Raw genomic sequence first — 23,192 nt, 5'->3', positions numbered from 1 at the left:
AGGGCGGCATTACCGAAATCGCATGGGAAACAGGCTGCGAACGAGAATTTTTCGCAGCCGTCACCGCGCCAGTTGCCGTCTTGCTCGCAGGGACGAGCACTTGTGAACAAAAGCCTCGCTCGTGCGTCCAAGGATCCGTCGGTCCCGCTGGCCCGCGCGCTCGATGCCGGTGCACAGAGCACAGAGGTCATCGATCCTAGTGTCGGGGTTGGTATGTTCCGGCAAGAGGCGTGGTGAGGAGCGGACGGGAGAGAGCATGAGCGGGGATCGGGACGATCGGGAAGAGGAAGGCTCGGAGCCTTCCTTCAAGGTCATCGACCGGAGGCGCTTTGCGTCCGACGGCAGTGAGCGGTCAGAAGAGGAACAAGCTGGTGTCGTGGAAACGGTGCGGGAGAGTCCGCCGCCGGTTTCGGAGGCACCGCCGCCGCCACCACCACCACAACCTCCCGAACCACCTGCTGCGTTGACTCCCGAGCCGGAGCCGGAGCTCGCGGCCCCACAGGGCGAGCCGTACGAGGGAACTGCCGCGGACGCGCAGCCATCGTTCGCGACACTCGTCCTGAGCTTGAGTACGCAGGCCCTGATGTGCCTTGGGGAGATCCCGGAAGCACCCGGAGCCGAACCGCGTCAGGAACTTGGCGCGGCCCGCAACATCATCGATCTGCTCGGTGTTCTCGAGCAGAAGACGAAAGGCAACCTGACCGAGGACGAGCACGCTCTCCTCGAGCGCATCCTGTACGATCTACGGATGCGCTTCGTTCAGCTGAGTGGCTCTGCGGAATGACGAGCCCGCTCGAGGAAACTGAAACTCATGCGTAGTGTCACGAAAGTTCTCGTCCTGCTGTTGGTGGGTTTCGCGGTGGGTGCGCTTGCGGCGCGCAACCGTGGTGAATCGCCGACGGTAGCGATCGCGGAGTCGGCGCCGGAGACGGTGGCGCCCACGCGGCTTGCCGCGGTTGGCGACGGCATGCTGTCCCAGGTCGCCGCCGGTGACTCCGAGGCGTGCCTGCGCTGCGCCCTGCCGGACTTCGCGACTCTCGCGGCGCGTACGCGGGATTCGGTCGTGAACATCTCGAGTGAGAACAAAGAGACCAGCAGTGGATCCCGTGGCTTTCACGGCGCGCCGGGTGGTCCCGGCGGACCGGGTGGCCCGGGCGGACCCGGTGGACCCGGTGGACCCAGTGGACCGGGCGGCCCGGGGGGCGGCGGCAACCCGCGCGAATTCTGGGAGCCGTTTGAGCGCTTCTTCGGCCCGATGCCCCGCCGGCAGCAGCCGCGCAAGAGTCTGGGATCCGGCTTCATCTTCGACAAGCAGGGCTACATCCTCACGAACAACCACGTCGTCGAGAACTCCGAATCGATCAGTGTGAAGACGACCGACGGTGACGAGTACGAGGCGGAGTTGATCGGTCGCGATCCGAAGACCGACATCGCGGTACTCAAGATTACCGGAGCCCACGAGTTCCCGGCGATCGCATTCGGCGACTCCGACCAGGTGAAGGTCGGGGAGTGGGTGATGGCGATCGGTAACCCGTTCGGACTCGAGTTCAGCGTCACCGCTGGCATCGTGAGCGCGAAGGGTCGCTTCATCGGCCAAGGCAACTATGACGACTTCATCCAGACCGATGCGCCGATCAATCCGGGCAACTCGGGTGGTCCGCTGCTCGACCTCGAGGGGCGCGTGGTCGGGATCAACACTTCGATTTTCAGCCGCAGCGGCGGCAACATCGGCATCGGCTTCGCTGTTCCCATCAACCTCGCGAAGGAGTTGATTCCTCAGCTCCGCGAGAAGGGGAAAGTTACCCGCGGTTGGATGGGTGTGATGATCCAGAAGGTCACGCCGGACATCGCGGACTCGCTCGAGATGGAAGACGCCCACGGCGCTCTCGTCGCGGACGTCGTGAAGGGTGGCCCGGCCGCCGAGGCGGGGATCAAGGTCGGTGACGTCATCGTGGAGTTTGACGGAGACACCGTTTCCGAGTCGACGCAGTTGCCGCTGATGGTGGCGCGTGAGCCCATCGGCAAGAGCGTCCCCGTCATGGTCATCCGCGACGGCGAGAAGAAGACGATCGATCTCGAGATCGGTGAGATGAAGGACGAGGACGTGCAGGTCGCCCAGGGCGAATCTGAAGCCTATGGCCTCACCGTTCAGAACCTGACGCCTGAGATTGCTGAATCGCTGGGGCTCGAGGCGGATGTCGCCGGTGTCCTGGTATCGAGCGTGCAGGCCGGTAGTCCGGCGGCCGACGCAGGCCTCCGACGCGGTGACGTGATCCTTGAGATCAACCGTGCGGCCGTCTCGACGGTCGACCAGTACATGGGCCAGGTGAAGAAGGCGGTGAAGGGCAAGAGCGTGCTGCTGCTGGTTCGCCGCGGCGGTAACACTGTGTTCTTGGCCCTCAAGCCGACCGACGACTGAGGGCCGGACCCGGCCTCTATTGAGAATGCGACGCGTACGGTCGCTGGCGATCGTTCTGCTGCTGTCCCTGATTCCACTCGGGGCAGCAGCAGGGCTCGCCGTGCTGCTGGGGTATCAGCATTACGCTGAGATCGTAGACGAGAAGTTCGCCGGTCGCCGGTGGGACTTTCCGTCGCGGATCTACAGCGACGAGTTTCTCCTGCATCCGGGGCTCGACATCGAGGCTTCGGGTGTCCCCAGAAGGCTCGAGCGGTTGCGGTACCGCGAGGTGGCCGAGGCACCGCATGCGGGTGGCGAGTTTCGCCGCTCTGCGGCGGCCCTAGAGGTCGCGCTCCGTCCCGGGGCGCGTGGCCGGCACGCCACGGAGCGCGTTCGTCTCGTCCTGGCAGGCGGGCGGGTGTCCGAAGTCGTGGATCTCGATACCGGCGAGGACCGAGGTGCGGTTTCGCTCGAGCCCGAGGAACTCACGGGCATCTATCAGGGCGAATACCAGAAGCGTCGGGCCGTGCGGGTGGTCGACGTGGCCCCGACCCTTATCCGCGCGATCCTCGCGACGGAGGATACGCGCTACTTCGAGCACCACGGAGTGGACGTCATCGGCGTCGGGCGTGCTCTCGTCGCGAACGTACGCGCCGGCGAGGTGCGGCAGGGCGGGAGTACGCTCACGCAGCAGCTCATGAAGAATTTCTTCTTGACGTCCGATCGCACCGTCGCGCGCAAGCTCGAAGAGATGGCGATGGCCCTCGTCGCCGAGCGTCGGTATTCGAAGATGCAGATCCTCGAGAACTACTTGAACGAGATCTATCTCGGGCAACGCGGCGCCCGAGGGATCTTCGGCGTCGCCGAGGCGTCGGACTTCTACTTCGGCAAGGACCCACGCGACCTGCTCACAGCCGAGGCGGCGTTGCTTGCGGGCCTCATCCGGGCGCCGAATGCCTACTCTCCATTCCGTTCACCGGAGAGGGCGAAGGCGCGCCGGGACGTCGTTCTCCGCCTTCTTCTCGAAGCCGGGGACATTGACGAGGAGACGTTCGAGGAGGCCGTCGCGAGTTCGTTGGGGGTCGTGGCGCCGCGCAATGAGAGCAAGGATGCCGCGTTCTTCGTGGACTACGTGAAGCGCGAGCTCGCGGACCGGTTCAGTGAGGTCGTGCTCACGACCGAAGGCCTGCACATCTACACCACGCTGGATCCGCTTCTGCAGGAGTATGCGACGGAGGCGGTGCGGTCCGGACTCGATGGCTTGGAGGCCGACCATGCGGGGTTGCGAGAGCGCGCGACCGAGGATCGGTTGGAGGCCGCTCTCGTCGCGATCGCCCCTCGTACCGGCGCCGTTCGCGCTCTCGTCGGTGGTCGCGACTACGTGCAGAGCCAGTTCGACCGGGTGACGCAGGCGCACAGGCAGCCGGGCTCCGCCTTCAAGCCGGTGGTCTATCTCGCCGGTGTGGCTGCGACGGATCCGGAGCGGCATATCACCGCGGCTACGTTGGTTGACGACACGCCGTTCACCTGGAGCTACGAAGAACAAGAATGGACGCCGCGGAACTATGGCGACCGCTACCTCGGCGAGATCACGGTTCGCACGGCATTGGAGAAGTCCTCCAATGCGGCGGCGGCTCGTGTCGCGGAGGTCGTGGGCTTGGGGGCGATCATTGATCTCGCGCAACGCATGGGGGTCGAGTCGAAGTTGCCCGCCGTTCCTTCGATCGTGCTCGGGTCGGCGGAGGTGACTCCGCTCGAGATGGTCTCGGCCTACGGCGTACTCGCGAGTGGTGGGATCCGTGCCGAGCCGTTCACCATCCGGCGCGTCGAGAGTCGGGAAGGGCAAGAGATCCTGGGCGAGGTTCCAGTTTTCACCCGCGTCGTGTCGCCGGCGGAAGCCTTCGTGGTCACGCACATGATGGAGGGTGTCCTCGATGTGGGCACGGCCCGCGGGGCTCGCAAGCTCGGCTTCGGTCGCCCGGCCGCCGGCAAGACCGGGACGACCAACGAATACCGTGACGCGTGGTTCATCGGGTTCACCCCCGATCTGCTCGCCGGCACTTGGGTCGGGTTCGACGGGGATGCGCTGCTGAACCTCTCCGGGGGCCGCGCGGCCCTGCCGATCTGGACCTCGTTCATGCAGAGCGCGACGGCGGCCTCGCCGGAGCGCCCGTTCCAGGCGCCGGCCGGGGTGACTCTCGTCGAAGTGGACCGACGCACGGGGCGACCGGCCGTGGACGATTCCGACGCGATGCTCGTCATCGAGGCGTTTCTCGCGGGGGAGGAGCCGATCTGGACGGATCCGCTCGCCGTGCCGGGCATGGTGCCCCCGGAGCATCCGCTGTCGCTCGACCCGGAACCAGACGCGCTGTCTCCCGCTAGGATGCCCGTCGCTTTTGCGGTTCCGCCGGCGAGGCGGTAGGCCAGTCTGGGCGCAACGCGTTCCTTTGCCATGCCGACCCCCGAACTTTCCTTTCGCCCGATGCCTTTGCTCGCAATCGCCGTGGCGCTCACTCTCGTGGTCACCGCTTGTGGCCCGTCGACTCCCACGCGGGGCCCGATCCCCCGGCGTCCGGCGCCGCCGGGGATGGTTACCACGGAGCCTCCGCCCAGGCCGCAGTACACCGCTGTCGGCCCGCGCCGCGTTTCTGCGAAGCCCGGCGTCGACATCACACGCGAACCGCTCACGGATCTGATCACGGTCGATACGGACGAAGACGAGGCCATGGCCCTTCGGCTCAGTGAGAGAGCGCGGCTGGAGCTCGACAAGGGTACGACCACCCACGCGTTCGAACTGCTCGACGACGCGGTCGATCGCGCCCCCGAGAGCGTTCCCCCGTACGTCATCCGGGCGCAGGCGCTGTTGTTCGAAGGATCCGGAACGCAGGCCCTCGAGGATTTGAAGCGCGCGGTCGATCTGGAGCCGGACACGCCATGGCTCGCGGAGGTCGTCGCGGTGAATGGGTCCATCCTCGAGTTGGAAGGAAACCGGGACGGTGCGATTGCGGCGTACCGACGCGCGCTTCAGATCTCTGCCGCGAACGTGACGGCACGACAGGCGCTCCGCCGTCTTTCTGCACCATGATCGTTCTGGGCATCGAGTCGTCTTGTGACGACACGGCGGCCGGCATCGTGGAGGACGGCCGCGAGCGTGCGAGCGTCGTGGCGTCCCAAGACGACGTCCACGGGCCCTACGGTGGTGTGGTTCCCGAGCTCGCGGCGCGCAATCACGTCGTGAACGTGGTGCCGGTCGTTCGGCGGGCCCTCGAGACGGCGGGCCTCGAGTTGGACGACATCGATGGAATCGCTGCAACGATGGGGCCGGGACTCGTGGGCTGCTTACTCGTAGGGCTGTCGACGGCCAAGGCCATCGCGCGGGCCCGTGGGCTTCCGTTCGTTGGCGTCAATCACATCGAGGGGCACCTTTTGTCGATCGAGCTCGATGAGGCGCTCGATCGTCCGTTCCTCGGCCTCGTCGTGTCGGGCGGCCACTCCGCGTTGTACTGGGCCGGCGAAGACGGCGGCTACGGTCTGCTCGGAAGCACGCGCGACGACGCCGCCGGTGAGGCCTTCGACAAGGCTGCGAAGCTGCTGGGGCTCGGTTACCCCGGAGGTCGCGAGATCGAGAAGCTGGCGCGCTTGGGAGATCCCAAGGCGTTCGCGTTTCCGCGCCCCCGAGTTCGTGGCGCCGAGCTGGACTTGAGCTTCAGCGGGCTGAAGACCGCATTGCGCCTCGCCGTCGAGCGGAATCCGGACGCGCCTCCAGCGGATGTGGCGGCGTCGTTTCAATGCGCGGTCGTCGACACTCTGGTCGGCGCGACGCGGCGAGCGATCCGGGAAACCGGCGCACGAGCGGTGGTCGTAACGGGCGGTGTGTCTGCGAACCAGGCGCTGAGGAGCGCGGTGGAGGAGATGGCGGCGGAGGAAGGTGCATCGCTCCGGGTGCCCCCTCTGCGTCGCTGCACGGACAATGGTGTCATGATCGCGTACGCGGGTTGGCGCCGGTTGGCGCGAGGAGAGACGGACCCGCTTTCGCTGAACGCGCGAGCGCACCTGCCGCTCGGTCCCCGCATGTCCATGGGTGCCTGAGGCCTCATGTCGCTGGGCGGCGAGCGCTCGGGCGCAGGTCGCAGGCGCGCTCTCGGGCAGAACTTTCTGATCGATCCGGAGATCGCGTTCCGGACCGTGCACGCAGCCGAGGTGCAGGCGGGCGATTCCGTTCTCGAGATCGGCCCAGGGCAGGGGATGCTCACGCGGCCCTTGCTCGCAGCGGGGGCCGAGGTCTTCGCCGTCGAGATCGACGAGCGGCTCGCCGCGAAGCTCGAGTCCGAAGACCACGAGGGGCTCACCGTCGAGCGGGCGAACTTCCTGCGCTTGGACCTGGAGCGCCTTCCGCCCGGGCCGATGCTCGTCGTCGCGAACCTTCCGTACTCCACCGGAACGGCCATCGTGGAGCGGCTGCTGACGGAGCCGGCTCGGTTCCCCAGAATCGTGGTGATGCTCCAGAAGGAAGTGGCCGATCGACTGGCGGCGAAGCCGGGATCGCGTGCCTACGGGAGCCTGACCGTGCTCACGGCGCTCTGGGCCAAGGCTGAGATCGTTCTCGACGTTCCGGCGGCCTGCTTCCGACCGCGACCGAAGGTGGAGTCTGCCGTCGTGCGGCTCGATGTCTCCGTGGAGCCGCGGATCGAGATCGCGGACCGAGAGCAGTTCCGAAAGGTGGTGCGCGCAGCGTTCGCGCAGAAGCGCAAGATGCTTCGGAACACGCTTCGCGCTGCGTTCGGTGACGAGGCGGGGGCGGCTCTCGAGCGAGCTGGCATCGACGGACGGCGCCGGGCGGAGACGCTGGCGCTCGAGGAGTTCGCGGTCCTCACACGAGAAGTGGGCGGCCTTGCCTGAACTCCCCGAGGTCGAGACCGTTTGTCGGACGCTGCGTCCGCACCTGGTCGGCCGCCGGATCGAGAACGTGGAGGTGCGGGAGCGGCGGCTGCGGCGCCCGATCGCTGCGGATCTCGAGGCGCGGCTCGTCGGTCGCACGATCCGCGGTGTTCGCCGGCGAGCGAAGTATGTACTGATCGATGTCGGGGACGACGAGGATTGGGTCGTTCACCTCGGGATGAGCGGCCGTCTGTGCGCGGGCAGCCCGCCCGCCGGCCTGACTCATGTGCACGTCGTCGTGGCTCTCTCGGGCGACGGTCTCCTGTACTATCGCGATCCGCGCCGATTCGGGCTCATGCTGCTCTCGCGCGGCGGGAGTGGGCTCGGCGAGCTCGGGGCAGAGCCACTCGAGCCGGAGTTCTGCGCGGACCTCCTGTGGCGTCTGCGGAAGCAGCACCGCAGGGTGACTGTGAAATCGCTTCTGATGGACTCCCGCAAGATCGTGGGGGTTGGCAACATCTACGCGAACGAGGCCCTGTTCGAGGCCGGGGTCCGGCCCGGGCGGCGTTTCGGCCGGGTCACCCGGGCCGAGATCGAGCGATTGGCCGAAGCCGTCCCGGCGGTGCTGGCGCGCGCGATCGAGAGCGGAGGCTCCTCGCTTCTGGACTATCGGGACGGCGAGGGGCGCCAAGGCGCTTTCCAGCGCTCCTTTCACGTCTATGGCCGAGAGGGGGAGCCGTGCCACGCCTGCGGGGCGCTCGTTCGTTCTCGGGTCCTGGGCGGTCGAGGCAGCTTCTATTGCCCGGGCTGCCAGGCGTGACCTCGGGGGCCGGCTCCAAAATCGTCGCCGCGTCGCGCGCCCCTCTAGTAACAACCACAAGTTCGCGTCACACTGACGTCCCCGATGGTCCGGGGCGAGTTGGCGCGTTGGTGCGCCTGGAGGGGTGGGGGATGTGGTGAGAGGTCGGTTGCACGGCGCAGCCGGTGTGGCGTTCGTTTCGCTCGCGGTCGTCGTACTCGCGTGGGCTCCGTTTGCGCTCGCCGCTTCCAACCCGTTTCCGCGGCCGTCTCTTCTCGAGCCAAACGTTTCGTTCTGGCGCGACATCTTCGCGAGGTACTCGCGCAACGAGACCGTCATTCACGACGACACGGATCTGGGCCGTGTTTACACCGTGCTTGATTTTCGGTCGTGGGCGAGCGGCAACGGCCGGCTCGACGCGAAGCACGAACGGATGCGCAAGGACCGAGTCCGCGAAGTGCGTAAGCACTATGTGTCGATCCTGCGGAAGCTGCATTTGCGCGGCGGGAGTCCGAAGGGGCTGTCCTCCGAAGAAGCGCGCGTGCGCGCGCTCTTCGCGGGGGTGAAGGACCCGAACAAGTACCAGGTCGCGGCGGAGCGCGTACGCGGGCAGTCGGGATTGAAGGAGAGTTTTCGAAGCGGAATCGCCCGCATGAAGGGCTACGAGCCTGCGATGGTCGAGATCTTTCGTGCCAAGGGGGTGCCGCCGGAGCTCACACGCATGTCGCTCGTCGAGTCGACATTCGATCTCGATGCCTATTCGCGCGTCGGGGCGGCGGGGGTCTGGCAGTTCATGCCGCGCACGGGGCGTCAGTATCTTCGAATCAATGCGGCGGTCGACGAGCGCCGTGACCCGCTGCGCGCAAGTTGGGCCGCCGCGGAGCACCTGCGCCGCGATCGCAAAGCTCTCGGGGCCTGGCCGCTCGCGATCACGGCGTACAATCATGGGCGCGGTGGCATCGCGCGGGCCGTGAAAACGGTCGGCTCCGAGGACATGGGAGAGATCGCGCGGCGGTACAAAGGGAAGAACTTCGGGTTCGCGTCACGGAATTTCTATGCGGAATTCCTGGCTGCGATCGATGTGACTGCGAACGAGAAGAAGTACTTCGGCGGCCCGATCCCGCCGCTGCCGGCCCCGCGCTCCCGAGAGATCAAACTTCGCAAGAACATGACGGTGCATCAGGCCGCCCGGCACGTCGGAGTCTCCTCTGAGACGCTGATCGCGATGAATCCGGCGTTTCTGTCGCGTGTGCTCGGCGGTCGATCCTCGATCCCGCGTGGGTATCGCCTCCGGGTGCCTCATCTCCCCGAGGATGGGCAGTTGGCACTCGCCCAGGCGGACGCCCGGCGGGTCGCCAGCGGTAAGCCGCGATACGTCTACCACGAGGTCCGGCGGGGCCAGACCTTGGGGAATATCGCCCACAAGTACGGGACAACTGTGGCGACCCTGCAAAGAGTCAACGGGATTCGGCGGCCGCGCTCGTTGCGCGCCGGCCAGACGCTGAAGATCCCGTCGACCTGAGCCCGGCCTCGGCCGGGCCGAAACCGGCGCGCATCCCCAAGCGTGGGCCGCTATGCTAGCTCAAACCGACCATGCGGTATCTGCCGGTCATGCTGGACCTCGCCGGACGGCTCGTTCTCGTCGTGGGTGGAGGCACCGTAGCTACGCGAAAGGTGTCCCGTCTGCTGGAGGCCGGCGCCCGGGTGCGTGTCGTCGCCATCGACGTGGCCGGTGCGCTGCGCTCTCTCGTGCAGGAAGACGGCCCGGTCGAACTTCATCAGCGGCCGTTCGACGCGGCGGATCTCGAGGGCGTATCGCTGGTGTTCAGCGCCACCGGCGACCTGGCCGTCGAGCAGGCCGTGTTCGACGAGGCGGAGCGCCGGGGGCTGTGGGTGAACGCCGCAGATGAGGTCGAGCGCTGCTCGTTTCTCATGCCCGCCGCCCTCGAACGGGGCCCCCTTCAGGTGGCGGTGAGCACTGGGGGTGCGAGTCCGACGCTGGCCACTCGGGTGCGCGACGAGATCGACGCGACCTTGGGTGAGGAGTACGTCGTCGCAGTCGAGCTGCTCGGGAGGCTGCGTGAAACTCTGCCTCCGGGGGCCGGGCGCGCTCGTGCGTTCGCCGATCTGCTGGACGGCGGGCTGCTCGAGGCGATTCGTCAGGGAGACGACGCGCGCGTCGAGCGGATGGCCGAGGGGGCTCGTCGCGGTCTTGCGCGAGCCGCGTCGCAAGGTGGGGAGGGGGAAGGCTGATGGAATCGCTGCTGCTGAAGTTCAGCCTGGTTACCTATCTATTGGCAACGCTCGTGGGCGGTTGGGGGATCCTCCGCCCCAGCAACATGGCTCGCTGGACGAGTACGACGGCGATGGCGTTCGCGTTCGTGTCGCAAGCCGCCGCTCTGATCGTTCGTTCGGCGCAAGTCGGGACCATCGCGATTACGACGTTCCCCGATCAGGTTTCGGTGTTCGCTCTGTTTCTGACGGGTGTCTACTTACTCACGCAGGTCCGCTTTCGTCTCGCGGTCCTCGCGGCCGTCGTCGGGCCGATCGGTTTCATTGGCGTGCTGGCGGCTCTCGTCGCGCACGGCGGTGCACCGGATCCGCCGCCGGAACTTCGCAGCCCGTGGCTGTTCATCCACGTCACGCTCGCATACCTCGGCAACGCGGCCTTTGCGCTCGCCTGCTTGGTGAGCCTCGTCTATCTGTGGGAAGAGCGGCAGCTGAAGGCGCACAGCGTCGGTCGCTTTCTCTGGCGGCTGCCCAGCCTCGAGCGCCTCGACACGGTCAATTTCAAGTTTCTCACATGGGGTTTTGTCCTCCTGACGCTGAGCATCGTGATCGGCGTGCTCTGGGCGGAGCTGTACTTCGGTCGCTTTTGGTCGTGGGAGCCCCGGACCATCTGGACGATGATCATCTGGGTGATCTACGCCGTGCTCCTGCAGGGGCGGTTTACCGTCGGTTGGGGCGGACGGCAGGCAGCAACTCTCACGATCGTGGGCTTCGGTGTGCTCTTTGTGGCTTTCATCGGCGTTAACGTCCTCGCACCCGGCCAACACGCGGATAGCTTCGGATGAGCGAGCGCGAGTCTGCCAAGGTGCGCCCGCTTCGAGCGGAGGAGTCGGCCGACCGAGACGTCGATCTGTGGGTCGTCGGACTGAACCACAAGACGGCGCCCGTGGAGTTGCGCGAAAAGCTCGCGATCGGCGAGCTGGCCCTAGGCCCCATGGCCGAGCGTGCGCTGGAGCGTTTGCCGCTGCGGGAAGCGGTGATCCTGTCGACCTGCAACCGAGTCGAGGTCGTCGGCGTCTCCCCACGCGGGTCGGACGTCGTCGACGACGTGATGAACTTCATCGCGGAAGATCGCGATCTCTCCGCCGCCGCCATCGCCGAGCATCGGTACGTACACCGCGGACGGCAGGCCGTGCGGCACCTCTTTCGCGTCGCGGCGAGTCTCGATTCGATGGTCGTGGGCGAGCCGCAGATCCTCGGGCAGCTGAAAGAGCAGTACCGTCTCGCGACCGAGAGCGGAGCAACGGCTCGCGTGCTCCGCCGGTGCTTCGATGCATCGTTCCGCGTGGCGAAGCGAGTTCGGACGGAGACCGGTGTGGCCGCGAAGTCGGTTTCCGTGAGCTCGGCCGCGGTCGATCTCGCGAAGCGGATCTTCGACGACCTCGGCGACAAGACGGCGATGTTGATCGGCGCGGGCAAGATGAGCGAGCTCGCAGCCCGCCATCTGCTTCGCGCGGGAATCGCAAGCGTCGTGGTGACGAACCGCTCCTTCGATCGTGCGGTCGAGCTCGCGCGGGACTTTGACGGGACGCCGGTTCCGTTCGATCGCTTCCCGCAGTACCTGCACCTTGCTGATGTCGTTCTGGGCTCCGTTTCGGTGAGCGGCCATGTCGTCAGCCCGTCGCATCTGCACGACGTGATGAAAGCTCGCCGTCGCCGCCCGATGTTCTTCATCGATCTCGGCGTGCCGCGGAACTTCGATCCGGCGTTGAACGATCTGCAGAACGTCTATCTGTACAACATCGACGACCTCGCGCGGGTGGCCGACGACCACAAGGCGGAGCGAGAACGCGAGGCCGAGCGCGCCGAAGAGATCGTCCGCTCCGAGGCCGAGGAGCTGTGGCGCGGACTTTCCGCTCGCGACGTGACGCCGACCATCGTCGCGCTGCGGAGCAAGCTCGACGTGATCCGTCAGACCGAGCTGGATCGCGCGCTCGCGTCGCTGGGTTCCGTCGGTGCCGGAGACCGCAAGGTCATCGAATCGATGACGCAGGCCATCGTGAACAAGATCCTCCATCCCCCGACGACGCTTCTGAAGGAGATCGCTCGCGAGGATGACGGTCGTGCGGCCGAGGCGGCTGAAGTACTGCAGCGGCTCTTCGGGCTGGAGCGGACGGAAGAGGAGGGAGGCGATGGCGAACGGTGACGGGGGGGAGGAGGGAGCAGCGGCGTCTGGGAAGCGACCGCTCCGGATCGGGACCCGCGGCAGCCCTCTGGCGCTCGCGCAATCGGGGCAGACGGCAGCGCGCCTGAAAGCCGCGGGCCACCCGGCTGAGCTGGTCGTGGTGCGGACGTCGGGGGATCGACTCGCGGATGTTTCCCTCGCGAAGGTGGGTGGGAAGGGACTGTTCATCAAGGAGCTCGAAGAGTCCCTCGCGCGGGGAGAGATCGATCTCGCGATCCACTCGATGAAGGACGTTCCGGCGGAGTTGCCAGCGGGTTTCGTTCTGGCGGCAGTGACGGAGCGGGCGGACGAGCGTGATGTTCTGGTTCTCCCCGAAGATGCGCGTGTGGGTGAGGTCGGGTTTCTGGATGGCGACGCTGCTCTGAGCGCGCTCCGCGCCGGCGCTCGGATCGGAACCGGAAGCCTGCGGCGTCGGGCGCAGATCGCGGCTCGGCGACCGGACGTCGCGACGGCGGCGATCCGCGGGAACGTCGACACGAGGTTGGACAAGCTCCGGCGGGGAGAGGTCGACGCCGTGGTCTTGGCCGCGGCGGGCGTGGCGCGGCTTGGTCTGGAGATCCGCACGCGGCCGTTGGACAGCAACGGCTTTCTTCCCTCGCCGGGCCAGGGGGCATTGGCCATCGAGTGTCGCGAGGACGATGCATCGACTCAGGCGTGCGTGGCCGTCTTGAACGATCCGGCAAGCGCGAGTGCGTGCATCGCCGAGCGCTCCTTCGTACGCGAGCTCGAAGCGAGCTGCGTCGTTCCCGTCGCGGGGCTCGCCCGAGCAACGACCGCAAACGAGGTTCGTCTCGATGGGTTGGTCGCGAGCCTGGACGGAAAGACGATTCTGCGTGCGCAGGCGACCGGGGCGGCGGGCGCCGTCGGTGTCGAGTTGGCGCAGCGCCTGATTGCTCAGGGCGCACGCGACGTGCTCGACGAAGTCGAGCGCCAGATGGCCGCCGAGACCTGAGCCGCGTTACCTGTCGATCCGTTCGAGGTCGTCGACGACCAGCACGCGGCTTCCCGCGCGCTCGTACACCCGCCCGTGAACGGCGACGTGCTCCGCGATCTGCTCCCGGGCGGCGGCGCTGGGATCGGTCGCGGGCTCGGAGCCGGCCAGGGGATACAGGACGCCGGTGCCGTCCTCGACGATACCGAGCTGACCGCCGTTCTTCAGGCACCTGAGTGCACAGGCTTTGTGCCCCTCGCCACGACTTCCGTCCCGCAGGTAGCAGCCGACCTCGACGACCTCGCCGCGCAGCTCGATCGGGTTGCCCGGGCGAACGCCTCGGGGAGTGTTCTCCGCGATTGTGGAGGGGGTCGCAGCGAAAGAAATGCCGAGGAAGACGCCGATCGTGAGCAGGAGGGTACGCACGGAGAAAACGCTATCCGCTGCCTGCGAGAGGTGCCAGTGCGCCGCCGTCGCCGTGTGGCGCGCTTGCGAGGCCTCCGGGGCAGGGATACCTGTTGCGCGGTGGGAGTTGGATTCGTCTATCTCGTCGGGGCAGGCCCCGGCGACCCCGGGTGCCTGACGCTTCGCGGGCGTGAGTGTCTCCGCCGTGCGGACGTCGTGGTCTACGACTACCTCGCCAACGCGCAGTTGCTCGCACATGCCCCTGCGGCGGCCGAGCGAGTGTTCGCAGGAAAGCACGGAGCCGGCCCGCACCTCCTCGAGCAGTCGGACATCAACGCGCTGCTGTTGGAGCACGCGGCGGCGGGTCGGACGGTGGTGCGTCTCAAGGGCGGAGATCCGTTCGTGTTCGGCCGCGGCGGAGAAGAGGCCGAGGCGTTAGCGGCGGCGGGGGTGACCTTCGAGATCGTTCCGGGCGTGACGTCCGCGCTTGCCGGACCGGCGTACGCGGGAATTCCGGTGACGCATCGCGACTGGGTTTCCGGGGTGACCGTTCTCACGGGGCACGAGGCCAACGGGAAGATGTCGTCGCGCGTCGATTGGAAAAACGTCGCGACCGCGGGCAACACGATTGTTCTTCTCATGGGCCTCACGCAGCTCCGAGCGAACCTCGCACGGCTGCTCGACGCCGGACTCTCGCCGAACACCCCGGCGGCAGCGCTCCGGTGGGCCTCGCGGCCCCAGCAGGTCGTCGTGGAGGGAACCGTGGGCAGCTTGGCGGAGCTCGCCGCGGCGGAAGGAATTCGCCCGCCGGCTACGATCGTGATCGGCGAGGTTGTGCGCCTCCGGGATCGCATGGCCTGGTTCGAGCGGCGTCCTTTGTTCGGTCGGCGGGTGCTCGTGACCCGGACCCGCGCACAGGCCGGACGGTTTCGAGAGCTTCTCGCGGAGCAGGGAGCCGAGGTCCTCGAATGTCCCGTGATCGAGATCCGTACGAACACCGCCGCGACCTCCGAGCTGGAGCGGGCGTTCTCGGCACTCGACGAGTACGACTGGCTGCTCTTCACGAGTGCGAACGGTGTGGACGTGTTCTTCGAGCAGCTGTTCGCGTCCGGTCGCGACCTGCGCGCGCTGCATCGGCTGCGGCTCGGTGTCATCGGGAGCGAGACCGGGCGGTCGCTCCAACGTCTTCACCTCGAGCCGGATCTCGTTCCGGACGACTTCAAGGCCGAAGGGTTGTTGGCCGCGCTCGAGGGGCACGACCTCCAGGGCAAGCGCGTTCTGCTGCCGCGCGCGGTGGGCGCGCGAACGATCCTTCCCGAGACGTTGCGAGCGCGCGGCGCGGTCGTCGACGAGATCGGGACGTACGAGAGCGTTCCTCCCACGGGCGGCGCCGCGCGGCTGAAGAACGTGCTCGCGGGCAGTCCGCCGGATTGTCTGACGTTTACCAGCTCGAGCACGGTGACGAGTTTCCTGATGCTGGTGGATGCGCACGACGGGCCGGGACGTCTCGCGATTTCCGGAGCGCGGATCGCCTGCATCGGTCCGATTACCGCCCAGACCGCGCGTGACGCGGGGCTCCAAGTAGAGATCGTGTCGGATCCATACACGGTCCCGGCACTGACGAACGCGATTCTGACGGCGTTCGCAAAGGAGGAGGGCTGATGCCCGGACACTTTCCTGCGGTACGGCCGCGCCGATTGAGGGCGACCGAGCGTCTTCGGGCCCTCGTTCGCGAAACCCGACTTCATCCTGCCTCGCTGGTCCTTCCGCTCTTCATCGTACCCGGCAAGGGGAAGGCGGAGGAGGTTTCCTCGATGCCCGGGGTGCGACGGTGGTCCGTCGATCGCGTGAGCGAAGAGGCGGGACGGGCCTTCGACGCCGGAGTTCGGAGCGTCATTCTCTTCGGGATTCCCGAAGAGAAGGATGCGACCGGTACCGAGGCGTGGAGCGACGAGGGCGTCGTGCAGCAGGCGCTCGCCGCGCTGCGGAAGGATCTGCCCGAGTTGACGCTCATCACCGACGTCTGTCTGTGCGAGTACACCGATCACGGACATTGCGGTGTGTTGCGCGACGAAGAGGTCTTGAACGACCCGACGCTCGAACTCCTGGCCCGTGAAGCGGTGTCCCATGCGCGCGCGGGTGCTGACATCGTCGCACCTTCGGACATGATGGACGGGCGGGTCGGCGCGATTCGCGGCAGGCTCGACGCTGCCGGATTCGAGCACCTGCCGATCCTCTCGTACGCGGTCAAGTACGCATCGGGGTTCTACGGGCCGTTTCGCGACGCGGCAGAGTCGGCCCCGAGCTCCGGCGATCGGCGGAGCTATCAGATGGACCCGGCCAACGGTCGCGAGGCGATGCGTGAGCTCGAACAGGATCTCGCGGAAGGCGCCGACATGGTCATGGTCAAGCCGGCTCTTCCCAACCTGGATGTCTTGGCTGCCGTTCGTGCCGCCTGCAACGTGCCCGTCGCGGCTTATCAGGTGAGCGGTGAGTACGCGATGATCAAGGCGGCCGGCGAGCGTGGGATGATCGACGAAGAACGCGTAGTCGACGAAACGCTTGGGTCGATCCACCGGGCGGGTGCGGACTTCATCCTGACGTACTTCGCGGAGTCCGCGGCCCGCCGCGCGGCGTGGAAGTGAGTCGCCGCGGCGATCGCCTCCTCAGTTGAAGCCGAAGCGCTCGATCCAACTCGCGCGCGCACCGGTCAGCGCGAGATCCGCGGGGAGGCCCTTCGGTCGCTCTTGGCGTTCGCCGATGCGCAGTGCCTCGGCGCGCGCTTCGCCGTCGAGTCGCACGCTCACCCGGAGGATCTCGACGTCTCCGGCGAGGACGACCGACAGCTCCTCCGGCTCGCCATTGGTGCGCAGGTCGAACTGCAGTAGCGAGGGGGTCGGCTGACGGATGCGCAAGCCGGCTTCCTCGAGTGAAACGTCCTTCAGGACGCCGGCCGGGGTGACGTGGAGTTCTCCTTGCACCTCGTGGGGGGTTCCATCCGACGTGATGCGTACGTGCAGGCGGCCGCCTTCGCTCCAGACGTAGCAGGCCGTCTCGTTCGACTGGATCTGGCCCGGGTTGCCGTACAGAAGTCGGAACGGAAGAACGTCCCCCGCCGGCGGCAGCTTGTCCGATGCTGCGGTCTGCGCCTGCGACCCCAGAGCGAGAAGGAGCAGGGCGAACGCGAGGACGAGTGGGATGCCGCTGTGGGTCTTCACGCGGCCCCCGTCCCGGGGAGTTCGCAAACCTCGCCGTCGTCGCCCAGAGCGGGGCGGTTCTCGAACGAGCGACTGACGGTCCATGTGAGGCCGAAGGTGCAGAAGTACAGGGCGTGATGCCCGGACTCGCCGCCGGCAACCGCAATCAGGAACTGATCGGGCCGGGCGGCAAGTGGTACGGTGCCGTCGCTTTCGATGTAGCCGCGCTCCTCGAGGGTCGGCCAATAGGCTTTGGGCCAACGCTCCACGGGAGTCCGCGTCTTGTCGAACAGGATCTGCTGGACGTCCGGGATGGAGAGCCCGTCTCGTGCGATCTTGTGCGCGAAGTCCGGGCAGAGGAGCAGCAACATGTCGCCGCGATCCTGCGGCACCAACACCTTGTTGTTGCCTATCCAGTCGATTCCGTGCGCGAGAACCTCGACGAGGTCCGCGCCGCTGTTGGCCCAGACGTCGGCCACGTCCTGCGTGCCCGTTGCGCAGGTGACGGTGATGACGCTCTGTTTCGCGTCGAACCCGCGACGCACGTGGAACGGTTCCCACGGACTGCGTTCCTCCCATTCTCCGAAGCACAGGGAGATCCGGCCCGGCTGCCCGAAACAAGACTTGCTGACCGCACCCGGAATGGAACCGCCGACGTTGCGCATGACGAGACGCAACGCGCGCCCGATGGTCGCGTTGGCCCTGCCGTTGTGGCCGAGGCAGGAGTAGCCGCACTCGATACCGAGCTCGCGCCGGGCGGGGCCGTTGATCATCACCGCCGGAGTCGCGGAGCAGGTCGTCGTGTTGAGCGCGTAGAGGTTGAACTCGGACTGGGCCACGGCCTCGACCGCTGCGAGGACCGCGGGGAAGGTCTCCGGTGCGCAGCCGGCCAGAACGGCGTTGACCGCGATCTTCTCGACCGTTGCGTCCCCTCGCCTGGGTTCGATCCGGGCGACTGACTCCGAGGGGGCGCGCGGGGTGGCGTCGAGCATCGCCTGGACGCGGGCCTCGGTCGGCGGCAGGACGGGCAGGCCATCGCCCCACCCCTGGCTCTCGACGAACCGGAAAAGAGCGTCGGGATCCTCGGGGAGCGTCCATCGCTCCGACACCAGAGTTCCGCGGGCCACGCCGGGAGGATCCAGAAGGGCAGCGTCGCCGTCAAGCCGGGGCGACGAGAAGTCCGACGATCTCGTCGAAGCGAGCGCGAGCGAGCTCGACGATCTCCCCTCTGGGCCGGGTCTCCATCGGGTGGGGGAGGACCAGTTGGCGGATCTCGGTGAAGCCGCGAGCCCGGGCGGCGGTGGCTCCGAGGTTCTCGAAGACCTCGGTCAGAACGACGACGGCCGGTACGCCCGCCTTCTCACAGATCAGGGTGTCGTGGACACTCCACGACGTGCACGATCCTCAAGTGCCAAGGCCGACGATCGCGGCATCCACCTCCCGCGCAAAGGCCTCGACCCGCGCGCTCTCGTGTTCCGGCGTTCCTATTCTCGCCTCCGGATCGAACGTGACGACTTCGGCGACACCGAGTCGGGCTCGCGCCAGACGGCCGAGTTCGTCGGCAAAGATCTCGAACGACTGCCACGTACTGTCGCGGCGGATCCCGAGACGCTTGCCCGCAAGCGAGGTCACGCCGGGGGCCAGTTCGACCGCTTCGGACGGTCCGAGCGCCACTGGGGACAGGATCTCGATGTCAGCCACGTCGCCTTCCTTCCGTGTCTCGCACGGGCCTCACCCGGCCGGATCCGGTGGCGCTCCGGCGGCGATCCACTGGCGCACCATTCCGACCAGGGCGTCGGGGTTGGTTGGCGTGGTGGGACCGGTCGAATCGGGGGGAGGGTCGGTCTCGGACGCCCCCGCAGCGATCCATTCCTCGATCATCGCGATCTGGTCTGGGGGGAGGGCGGAGCTAAGGAGTGGCATCTGCGGGCCCTCGTCACTGGTGAGCTCGCCTGTGAGCTTCGACACGAGGTAGCTGGTCGCCACGGAGTTCGGCAGGACCCGAAGCAGCCCGGCGTCGCGGGCGGCGCTGTTCTCGGGCTCGATGTCGATCAGCTGGTCGTACGATTCGCCGGCCGCGAGGGAGAGGTTCCCGGCGCGGGTGACGGAGTTGTGGCAGGCCCCGGAGAGGCAACTCTGGTCGAAGACCTCGGTCTGGATCTGGCCCAACCAGGTCTCCTCTTCGACCCCGGGGGGGCCCTCTCCGGCACAGCCGATGGCTAAAAGGGCGGCAAGAGCTCCGGCGGCTCGTATCGACGGGCGATTCTGCATCCGTCTTGGCTATTCGAGTCAGGGGAAACGAGCAATCAGAAGCAGCTGAACGGCCCCTGAGGGCGCTTGGGCCGACCTTGACATCCTTTCATCAATTAGAGAGGAAGGGCCGGAGAAAGTCACCCAGGGCCGCTCGAGGGCCCTTCTTCATCTGGGTGGCCGCAGGATCGATCGAGGAGGCGTCGCAGGGCGACGTGGTCGGTCCCGCCTGAGGGGGGGAATGATGGGACACCTGCATACACGCGACAGCCTCGTCGTAACCTGCGCCCTTGTTGCGGTCGGGTGCGGCCTGGCTCCGCTTCAGAGACCGGCGGTTCCCCCCGCGGCGACGGAGATCGGTCCTGTGGCGGCAGCGGCCGTGGTGGATCTCTCGACGCCTCGCGTCGGAGCCGAGGGCCTCCGCACGCTTCAGGGGCACCCCACCGTCTCTCAAAGGGTGGAACACATGCTTGGACGCGGGCGGATTACCCTGCGGACCTCCCTCAAGCGAAGCGTGGCCTACGTCCCGATGATCGAGGAACAGTTGGGTGAGCACGGCGTTCCCGCGGAGTTGGCTTATCTCCCGATGGTCGAGAGCCGGTTCCGCCCTAATGCGGTCGGACGCAGAGCCGTTGGGATGTGGCAGTTCACGCGTTCGACGGCGCGTCTGTACGGACTCACGGTCAATCGCAAGGTGGATGAGCGCCGAGATCCCGAGAAGTCCTCCCGGGCCGCGGCGCGCTATCTGCGCGATCTCTACGATCAGTTCGAGAGCTGGGACCTGGCTCTCGCGGCGTACAACGCGGGACCGGGAAGGGTACGTCGCGCGTTGAAGAAGCGGCCCGAGGCGAACTTCTTCGAGCTTGCCGACCGCCGGTTGCTGCCGCGCATCACGCGGGGCTACGTCCCCAAGGTTCTGGCGATCTCATTGATCGGACCGCAGCCGGGAACGTACGGCCTGGAAGTTCCGGTGGCTAGGGCGGCCGCGCGGCGCACCGATGTGGGCGCGAACTCCTAGCGGACGCAACGTTCGTCCCCGTGAATCAGTGCAGTGTTTGAACGGGACCCTCGACCACACCGAGGACTGTGAGCGCGCTGTCGCCCTCGTCGATGTGATAGAGGATGTAGTACTCGGCGATCTGGAGGTAGAGACAGCCTCCCTGTCCTTCGAGTACGGCAGACCCGGCAGGAAGCGGGTCTTCGGCGAGCGACAAGATGGCCTCTCCGATTTCCTGCAGTGGGGGTCCGGGGATCTGCTCCATCTCGCGGTATGCGCTATACGTTAGGCTGAGCTTCATTAGATCGGCGCTCCAAGTGGTCATTAATTCGGCCTACGCTGCGCGCGACTTTAGAGGAATCGAGGGGTCCACCGGGGACGATGTCCGTGAGAAACACCGCAGATCCAGGCACAATCCCGAACGACGCGGCAAGTCTCGTACTGCCTCACGTCGCCGCAATGGGGGGCTACGTCCCGGGAGAACAGCCGGGGGACGGCAGGTTCGTGAAGCTCAACACGAACGAGAATCCGTACCCGCCCTCGGCGCGCGTGCGCGAAGCGATCGCAGCCGCCTGCGAGAACCTCGCGCTTTATCCGGACCCGTCGGCACGAGAGGTGCGCGAGTGCGCCTCCGAGATCTACGGCGTCGATGCGGACGGCGTACTGATCGGGAACGGTTCGGACGAACTGCTTTCGATCCTGGTGCGTGCGACCACCGCACCCGGCCAGAGCATCGCGTACCCCGTGCCTACGTACTCTCTGTACGACACGTTGGTGGAGTTGCAGGGTGCACGCAGCATTCACGTCCCGTTCGAGGACGACCGCGCGCTTCCGGCGGGCCTCGCGACGGCCGATGCCCGGCTGATCTTCGTCTGCAATCCGAATGCGCCGTCCGGAACGCTCATTCCGGTTTCCGCACTGGACGAGTTGGCCCGACGTCGCAGTGACGCAGTGGTGGTGATCGACGAGGCCTATGTCGACTTCGCCGATGAGACGGCTCTACCATTGGTGGGGCGGGTGCCGAACGTGGTGGTCCTCCGCACGTTGTCGAAGTCGTATTCGCTTGCCGGCTTGCGGATTGGGATCGCGCTGACCTCCGTCCCGCTCGCGAGGCAGCTGCACAAGGTCCGCGACTCGTACAACGTGAGCCGGATTGCGCAGGCCGGGGCGCTCGCGGCTCTGCAGGATCAAGCCGGGATGCGGGCGCATGTAGAGCGGGTACGCGCCACGCGGACTCGGCTGACGGACGCGCTCCGCCGCCTGGGGTTCACCGTCGCGCCTTCGCACACGAACTTCGTGTTCGCGGTGCGGCCGGGCGAAGACCTCGCTCCGCTGGCAGCGGCGCTGCGTGACCGGCGCGTCCTCGTCCGCCACTTCACCGACCTGCCCGACGGGCTCCGCATCACGGTCGGTACGGAAGATCAGATCGACGCGCTTCTCGCCGCCCTAGCCGATATTGGCGCTACGGGCTGACAGCGCTACGGGCCGATGGCGGGAGGGCTGGCCGCGGGAGGGGATCCGGCGGTGAGGTCGGCGGATCGCTTGGCGATTCTGGTGAAGACGTAGTCGCGCAACGTGTAGACGGAGTCGCCGTCTCGAGTGGCGGCATGGTACATCGGGCCATTCTCGCCTGGAGTCCGGCCGGCGACCAGGGTGCCAATCTCTGTACCCGCGGCATCGACGATCGTGACTTCCACGTCCGGCGTGTCGAGGCCCACGGTCTCGAGGGTGGTATCACTCGCCAGGATCTCATCGCCTTCGAGCGCGAGGACGTCGTCGACGAACCGCTGGGCGATGAGCGGCTGGACCGCATCGGCGGCGTCACCCGCAAAGGCCCACGCGTCCCCGTCGCGCACGAGTGCGAAGGACTCGCCATCGGCGTGCCGAACGCGGAGTTCGGTCACGTCGTCCCCCGCGCCCGCGAGCAGCGTCTTGTCCTGCAGGTCCGCGGCGGTCTTGCCGAGACTGCCGGGGACGTGCGTTGCCACGTAGTAGATCTGGTCGTCTCCCTGGATCATGGCCGCGACGAGGGCCTTGTCGCCGAGATCGACCTCGTCGCCGATTCGTAGAACGACCGGCGCACTGGTGCTCGTTTCGATCGTCACCTCGAGGGCGGGAGGGGTGAGGCCGCGCCGGTTCTCGGCGGCGTCTCCCCGGTCCGTTGCGAACTCGACCGCGCGCAGTGCCTGAAGGGCCGCCAAAAGGTTCGTCACCGCTGCCTGTGCGGCGGGAGCTTCGATCGGGGCGGTAAGTCGCCAGCCGTCCTGCATCCGTTCGAGCCGGACGGCAGCGCCGGCGCGCGGGGTCAGGAGGAGAGCGGCGACGTCGCCCTCGGACACGTGTAGGATCGTCTTGTCGCGAAGATCGGCGAGCTGCTTCATCAGCGCGGCGCGGACGGTCCCGGCCGTGAGAACGACGTCGCCATCGTCTCCGCTCCGAGCGTAGGCGTTGAAGCCGATCGGTGTGCCCTTGCCGATGTGGAGCGCGGGGAGGGCTCGGTCGCCGGCGAACAGCCGCAGGGTCGCGTCGGGCTCCTCGAGGCCGAACGAGGCGAGGTTCGAGCCATCGCCGACGGTGCGCTTCTGCTCGGCTGCGGCTGTGGTGCGCAGGATCGTATCCACGGCCCTTGTGTCGGCAGGACCTTCGATGGGCGCCGTGAGCATCCAGGTCTGGCCCGTCTTCTCGGCGCGAATCGTCTCGGTCGGTGTTTGCAGTTCGAGGCGGGTGACGTCTTCCGGCGACACGTCGAGGAGTCGCGCGGTTCGTCCTTCCTTCTCGATCGCCGGTCGTTCGACCCAGTAGACGTAGGCGCCGAGGAGCGCGACGAGGAGCGCGAGGATTCCCGTGTTGCGGAAGCTCATGG

General features: G+C 67.1%; 23 protein-coding genes. 16 read left to right on the top strand and 7 right to left on the bottom strand.

Going from position 1 to position 23,192, the window contains the following annotated elements:
- The first annotated feature begins 256 nt into the window (after window positions 1-256).
- The 12 genes from P8R42_00265 (at window position 257) to hemC (ending at window position 13,501) form a co-directional block, all read left to right on the top strand.
- Window positions 257-784 (top strand): DUF1844 domain-containing protein, encoded by a 528-nt coding sequence (locus tag P8R42_00265; GenBank protein ID MDG2303079.1) that lies wholly within the window; start codon window positions 257-259, stop codon window positions 782-784.
- Between the two features lie 27 nt (window positions 785-811).
- Entirely contained in the window at window positions 812-2,419 is a 1,608-nt protein-coding gene (locus P8R42_00260; protein MDG2303078.1) for a DegQ family serine endoprotease, read from the top strand.
- Window positions 2,420-2,444: 25 nt separating this feature from the next.
- Window positions 2,445-4,820, top strand: a complete 2,376-nt coding sequence (locus tag P8R42_00255) for a PBP1A family penicillin-binding protein (GenBank protein ID MDG2303077.1) — start codon at window positions 2,445-2,447, stop codon at window positions 4,818-4,820.
- 60 nt (window positions 4,821-4,880) lie between these two features.
- Window positions 4,881-5,483, top strand: coding sequence for a hypothetical protein (locus P8R42_00250; GenBank protein MDG2303076.1), 603 nt, complete (start codon window positions 4,881-4,883; stop codon window positions 5,481-5,483).
- Window positions 5,480-6,487, top strand: a complete 1,008-nt coding sequence (gene tsaD / locus P8R42_00245; protein MDG2303075.1) for a tRNA (adenosine(37)-N6)-threonylcarbamoyltransferase complex transferase subunit TsaD — start codon at window positions 5,480-5,482, stop codon at window positions 6,485-6,487. The genes P8R42_00250 and tsaD overlap by 4 nt, the downstream gene beginning before the upstream one ends.
- A gap of 6 nt (window positions 6,488-6,493) precedes the next feature.
- On the top strand, window positions 6,494-7,297 hold the full coding sequence (gene rsmA, locus P8R42_00240) for a 16S rRNA (adenine(1518)-N(6)/adenine(1519)-N(6))-dimethyltransferase RsmA (protein ID MDG2303074.1): 804 nt from the start codon (window positions 6,494-6,496) through the stop codon (window positions 7,295-7,297).
- Entirely contained in the window at window positions 7,290-8,096 is an 807-nt protein-coding gene (mutM, locus tag P8R42_00235; GenBank protein MDG2303073.1) for a bifunctional DNA-formamidopyrimidine glycosylase/DNA-(apurinic or apyrimidinic site) lyase, read from the top strand. Before rsmA ends, mutM begins: the two co-directional genes overlap by 8 nt.
- 136 nt (window positions 8,097-8,232) lie before the next feature.
- The gene (locus P8R42_00230) at window positions 8,233-9,597 is read left to right on the top strand and encodes a transglycosylase SLT domain-containing protein (protein ID MDG2303072.1); all 1,365 of its coding nucleotides are present in this window, start codon (window positions 8,233-8,235) and stop codon (window positions 9,595-9,597) included.
- A 71-nt stretch (window positions 9,598-9,668) separates the two neighbouring features.
- Entirely contained in the window at window positions 9,669-10,328 is a 660-nt protein-coding gene (locus P8R42_00225) for a bifunctional precorrin-2 dehydrogenase/sirohydrochlorin ferrochelatase (protein ID MDG2303071.1), read from the top strand.
- Complete coding sequence (locus P8R42_00220; GenBank protein ID MDG2303070.1) at window positions 10,328-11,149, top strand: cytochrome c biogenesis protein; 822 nt, start codon at window positions 10,328-10,330, stop codon at window positions 11,147-11,149. The genes P8R42_00225 and P8R42_00220 overlap by 1 nt, the downstream gene beginning before the upstream one ends.
- Window positions 11,146-12,510, top strand: coding sequence for a glutamyl-tRNA reductase (gene hemA, locus P8R42_00215; GenBank protein ID MDG2303069.1), 1,365 nt, complete (start codon window positions 11,146-11,148; stop codon window positions 12,508-12,510). The genes P8R42_00220 and hemA overlap by 4 nt, the downstream gene beginning before the upstream one ends.
- Complete coding sequence (hemC, locus tag P8R42_00210) at window positions 12,497-13,501, top strand: hydroxymethylbilane synthase (GenBank protein MDG2303068.1); 1,005 nt, start codon at window positions 12,497-12,499, stop codon at window positions 13,499-13,501. The genes hemA and hemC overlap by 14 nt, the downstream gene beginning before the upstream one ends.
- A 6-nt stretch (window positions 13,502-13,507) precedes the next feature.
- Here hemC and P8R42_00205 read toward each other — a convergent pair whose 3' ends face one another.
- Entirely contained in the window at window positions 13,508-13,906 is a 399-nt protein-coding gene (locus P8R42_00205; protein MDG2303067.1) for a hypothetical protein, read from the bottom strand.
- Between the two features lie 99 nt (window positions 13,907-14,005).
- On the opposite strand from P8R42_00205, the gene cobA reads away from it, so the two are divergent.
- Window positions 14,006-15,547 (top strand): uroporphyrinogen-III C-methyltransferase, encoded by a 1,542-nt coding sequence (gene cobA, locus P8R42_00200; protein MDG2303066.1) that lies wholly within the window; start codon window positions 14,006-14,008, stop codon window positions 15,545-15,547.
- Window positions 15,547-16,530 carry a porphobilinogen synthase gene (gene hemB, locus P8R42_00195; protein MDG2303065.1) on the top strand — a complete coding sequence of 328 codons (984 nt, stop codon included), beginning with the start codon at window positions 15,547-15,549 and terminating at the stop codon, window positions 16,528-16,530. The genes cobA and hemB overlap by 1 nt, the downstream gene beginning before the upstream one ends.
- Window positions 16,531-16,551: 21 nt before the next feature.
- On the opposite strand, the gene P8R42_00190 is transcribed toward hemB, so the two are convergent.
- From P8R42_00190 to P8R42_00175, 4 genes are all read right to left on the bottom strand, one after another.
- Complete coding sequence (locus P8R42_00190) at window positions 16,552-17,103, bottom strand: hypothetical protein (GenBank protein MDG2303064.1); 552 nt, start codon at window positions 17,101-17,103, stop codon at window positions 16,552-16,554.
- On the bottom strand, window positions 17,100-18,191 hold the full coding sequence (locus tag P8R42_00185; protein MDG2303063.1) for a hypothetical protein: 1,092 nt from the start codon (window positions 18,189-18,191) through the stop codon (window positions 17,100-17,102). The genes P8R42_00190 and P8R42_00185 overlap by 4 nt, the downstream gene beginning before the upstream one ends.
- A 295-nt stretch (window positions 18,192-18,486) precedes the next feature.
- Entirely contained in the window at window positions 18,487-18,783 is a 297-nt protein-coding gene (locus P8R42_00180) for a hypothetical protein (protein ID MDG2303062.1), read from the bottom strand.
- A gap of 30 nt (window positions 18,784-18,813) precedes the next feature.
- Window positions 18,814-19,353: a hypothetical protein gene (locus P8R42_00175; protein MDG2303061.1), complete on the bottom strand. Its 540-nt coding sequence runs from the start codon at window positions 19,351-19,353 to the stop codon at window positions 18,814-18,816.
- Between the two features lie 343 nt (window positions 19,354-19,696).
- Between P8R42_00175 and P8R42_00170 the strand changes: the two genes are divergently transcribed.
- Complete coding sequence (locus tag P8R42_00170) at window positions 19,697-20,350, top strand: lytic transglycosylase domain-containing protein (GenBank protein ID MDG2303060.1); 654 nt, start codon at window positions 19,697-19,699, stop codon at window positions 20,348-20,350.
- Window positions 20,351-20,375: 25 nt separating this feature from the next.
- Here the strand turns inward: P8R42_00170 and P8R42_00165 are convergent, their stop codons facing one another.
- Window positions 20,376-20,654, bottom strand: coding sequence for a type II toxin-antitoxin system RelE/ParE family toxin (locus P8R42_00165; GenBank protein ID MDG2303059.1), 279 nt, complete (start codon window positions 20,652-20,654; stop codon window positions 20,376-20,378).
- Between the two features lie 62 nt (window positions 20,655-20,716).
- On the opposite strand from P8R42_00165, the gene hisC reads away from it, so the two are divergent.
- Window positions 20,717-21,802, top strand: coding sequence for a histidinol-phosphate transaminase (hisC, locus tag P8R42_00160; protein ID MDG2303058.1), 1,086 nt, complete (start codon window positions 20,717-20,719; stop codon window positions 21,800-21,802).
- A gap of 5 nt (window positions 21,803-21,807) precedes the next feature.
- Here hisC and P8R42_00155 read toward each other — a convergent pair whose 3' ends face one another.
- Window positions 21,808-23,190 (bottom strand): DUF4340 domain-containing protein, encoded by a 1,383-nt coding sequence (locus P8R42_00155; GenBank protein MDG2303057.1) that lies wholly within the window; start codon window positions 23,188-23,190, stop codon window positions 21,808-21,810.
- Window positions 23,191-23,192 lie beyond the last annotated feature (2 nt).

The sequence above is a fragment of the Candidatus Binatia bacterium genome (assembly GCA_029243485.1).
GTDB lineage: Bacteria > Desulfobacterota > Binatia > UBA12015 > UBA12015 > VGTG01.
Note: the sequence above shows the minus strand (reverse complement) of the source record. Positions and strands in the feature narration are given on the sequence as shown.

Bases quoted from the DNA above. Each gene is read 5' to 3' on its own strand.
- P8R42_00265 (MDG2303079.1), top strand. From the start codon at position 257: ATGAGCGGGGATCGGGACGATCGGGAAGAGGAAGGCTCGGAGCCTTCC.
- P8R42_00260 (MDG2303078.1), top strand. From the start codon at position 812: ATGCGTAGTGTCACGAAAGTTCTCGTCCTGCTGTTGGTGGGTTTCGCG.
- P8R42_00255 (MDG2303077.1), top strand. From the start codon at position 2,445: ATGCGACGCGTACGGTCGCTGGCGATCGTTCTGCTGCTGTCCCTGATT.
- P8R42_00250 (MDG2303076.1), top strand. From the start codon at position 4,881: ATGCCTTTGCTCGCAATCGCCGTGGCGCTCACTCTCGTGGTCACCGCT.
- tsaD (MDG2303075.1), top strand. From the start codon at position 5,480: ATGATCGTTCTGGGCATCGAGTCGTCTTGTGACGACACGGCGGCCGGC.
- rsmA (MDG2303074.1), top strand. From the start codon at position 6,494: ATGTCGCTGGGCGGCGAGCGCTCGGGCGCAGGTCGCAGGCGCGCTCTC.
- P8R42_00225 (MDG2303071.1), top strand. From the start codon at position 9,669: ATGCGGTATCTGCCGGTCATGCTGGACCTCGCCGGACGGCTCGTTCTC.
- P8R42_00220 (MDG2303070.1), top strand. From the start codon at position 10,328: ATGGAATCGCTGCTGCTGAAGTTCAGCCTGGTTACCTATCTATTGGCA.
- hemA (MDG2303069.1), top strand. From the start codon at position 11,146: ATGAGCGAGCGCGAGTCTGCCAAGGTGCGCCCGCTTCGAGCGGAGGAG.
- hemC (MDG2303068.1), top strand. From the start codon at position 12,497: ATGGCGAACGGTGACGGGGGGGAGGAGGGAGCAGCGGCGTCTGGGAAG.
- hemB (MDG2303065.1), top strand. From the start codon at position 15,547: ATGCCCGGACACTTTCCTGCGGTACGGCCGCGCCGATTGAGGGCGACC.
- P8R42_00175 (MDG2303061.1), bottom strand. From the start codon at position 19,353: ATGCAGAATCGCCCGTCGATACGAGCCGCCGGAGCTCTTGCCGCCCTT.
- P8R42_00165 (MDG2303059.1), bottom strand. From the start codon at position 20,654: ATGACCACTTGGAGCGCCGATCTAATGAAGCTCAGCCTAACGTATAGC.
- P8R42_00155 (MDG2303057.1), bottom strand. From the start codon at position 23,190: ATGAGCTTCCGCAACACGGGAATCCTCGCGCTCCTCGTCGCGCTCCTC.